This is a genomic window from Flavobacterium muglaense (genome assembly GCF_014305155.1).
Taxonomy (GTDB): Bacteria; Bacteroidota; Bacteroidia; order Flavobacteriales; family Flavobacteriaceae; genus Flavobacterium; species Flavobacterium muglaense.
Window position 1 is genome coordinate 1 of sequence record NZ_JACRUK010000101.1, and the last position, 2491, is coordinate 2491.

Annotated in this window: 2 rRNA genes; both read left to right on the forward strand. The window is 47.8% G+C overall.

Annotated features, from left to right (window positions below):
• Window positions 1-2201 (forward strand): 23S ribosomal RNA (locus H8R24_RS17865); the annotation flags it as partial.
• Between the two features lie 177 nt (window positions 2202-2378).
• Window positions 2379-2488, forward strand: a 5S ribosomal RNA gene (gene rrf, locus H8R24_RS17870).
• Window positions 2489-2491: the final 3 nt, after the last annotated feature.

Sequence of the window (2491 nt, forward strand, 5' to 3'; positions counted from 1 at the left end):
AGTCAGTAGTGTTAGACGCGAAACCGTGTGATCTACCCATGGACAGGTTGAAGCTTTGTTAACCCAAAGTGGAGGACCGAACCCGTTGACGTTGAAAAGTCTTGGGATGATCTGTGGGTAGGGGTGAAAGGCCAATCAAACTCGGAAATAGCTCGTACTCCCCGAAATGCATTTAGGTGCAGCGTTAGTTATAAAGTTATATAGAGGTAGAGCTACTGATTGGATGCGGGGGCTTCACCGCCTACCAATTCCTGACAAACTCCGAATGCTATATAATGTTCACTAACAGTGAGGGCTTGGGTGCTAAGGTCCAAGTCCGAGAGGGAAAGAACCCAGACCATCAGCTAAGGTCCCCAAATATATACTAAGTTGAAAGAACGCGGTTTGTCTGCATAGACAGCTAGGATGTTGGCTTGGAAGCAGCCATTCATTTAAAGAGTGCGTAACAGCTCACTAGTCGAGCGGACGAGCATGGATAATAATCGGGCATAAGTATATTACCGAAGCTATGGATTTACAATTTATTGTAAGTGGTAGGGGAGCATTCTCACAGGGTAGAAGGTGTATCGTAAGGTATGCTGGACCGGTGAGAAAAGAAAATGTAGGCATAAGTAACGATAATGCGGGCGAGAAACCCGCACACCGAAAGACTAAGGTTTCCACAGCTATGCTAATCAGCTGTGGGTTAGTCGGGACCTAAGGCGAACCCGAAAGGGACAGTCGATGGACAACGGGTTAATATTCCCGTACTACTGTTAACTGTGATGGGGTGACGGAGTGATGAAAGTGCCGCGAACTGACGGAATAGTTCGTTGAAGTACCTACCTATAAGGCCCGCAGGCAAATCCACGGGCTTTGGGGAAATACGATAGTACTCGGCGTCTTCGGACAAAGAGATAGTGCACCTAAGGGCTTCCAAGAAAAACCTCTAAACTTCAGGTTAATAGTACCCGTACCGCAAACCGACACAGGTAGTCGAGATGAGAATTCTAAGGTGCTCGAGAGATTCATGGCTAAGGAATTAGGCAAAATAGACCCGTAACTTCGGGAGAAGGGTCGCCAGCAGCAATGCTGGCCGCAGTGAAGAGGTCCAGGCGACTGTTTATCAAAAACACAGGGCTCTGCAAAATCGTAAGATGAAGTATAGGGCCTGACACCTGCCCGGTGCTGGAAGGTTAAGAGGAGATGTTATCTTCGGAGAAGCATTGAATTGAAGCCCCAGTAAACGGCGGCCGTAACTATAACGGTCCTAAGGTAGCGAAATTCCTTGTCGGGTAAGTTCCGACCTGCACGAATGGTGTAACGATCTGGACACTGTCTCAGCCATGAGCTCGGTGAAATTGTAGTAACGGTGAAGATGCCGTTTACCCGCAGTGGGACGAAAAGACCCTGTGCACCTTTACTATAGCTTAGTATTGACTTTGGACAAATGATGTGTAGGATAGGTTGGAGACTGTGAAGTGGCGTCGCTAGGCGTTGTGGAGTCATTGTTGAAATACAACCCTTTGTTTGTCTGAAGCCTAACCCCATTTTGTGGGGGACATTGCTTGGTGGGTAGTTTGACTGGGGTGGTCGCCTCCAAAAGAGTAACGGAGGCTTCTAAAGGTTCCCTCAGTACGCTTGGTAACCGTGCGTAGAGTGCAATGGCATAAGGGAGCTTGACTGAGAGACATACAGGTCGATCAGGTACGAAAGTAGAGCATAGTGATCCGGTGGTTCCGCATGGAAGGGCCATCGCTCAAAGGATAAAAGGTACGCCGGGGATAACAGGCTGATCTCCCCCAAGAGCTCATATCGACGGGGGGGTTTGGCACCTCGATGTCGGCTCGTCACATCCTGGGGCTGGAGAAGGTCCCAAGGGTTGGGCTGTTCGCCCATTAAAGTGGCACGCGAGCTGGGTTCAGAACGTCGTGAGACAGTTCGGTCTCTATCTACTGTGGGCGCAAGAAATTTGAGTGGATCTGATTCTAGTACGAGAGGACCGAATTGGACAAACCTCTAGTGTATCTGTTGTCACGCCAGTGGCACCGCAGAGTAGCTACGTTTGGAAGGGATAAGCGCTGAAAGCATATAAGCGCGAAACCCACCACAAGATGAGATTTCTTTTAAGGATCGTGGGAGATGACCACGTTGATAGGCTATAGATGTAAAGGCAGTAATGTCATAGTCGAGTAGTACTAATAATCCGTAAGCTTATGTACACCCTTTCCAGTGCACGAGAGTGCACTGGGGAAACTTTCTCCCTTCGACTTCGCTCAGGGCAAGTCAAGATTAATACTTTTTTCTTTATCTCAGTATGTTAAGATATTAGTTTAATTATGAATTGATAATAATCAATTGTTAATTAAATAAAATTGCCCAAAGCAATTATAACTTCTTAAGGTGGTTATTGCGGCGGGGCTCACCTCTTCCCATCCCGAACAGAGTAGTTAAGCCCGCCTGCGCAGATGGTACTGCAGTTATGTGGGAGAGTATGTCGTCGCCTTTCTTT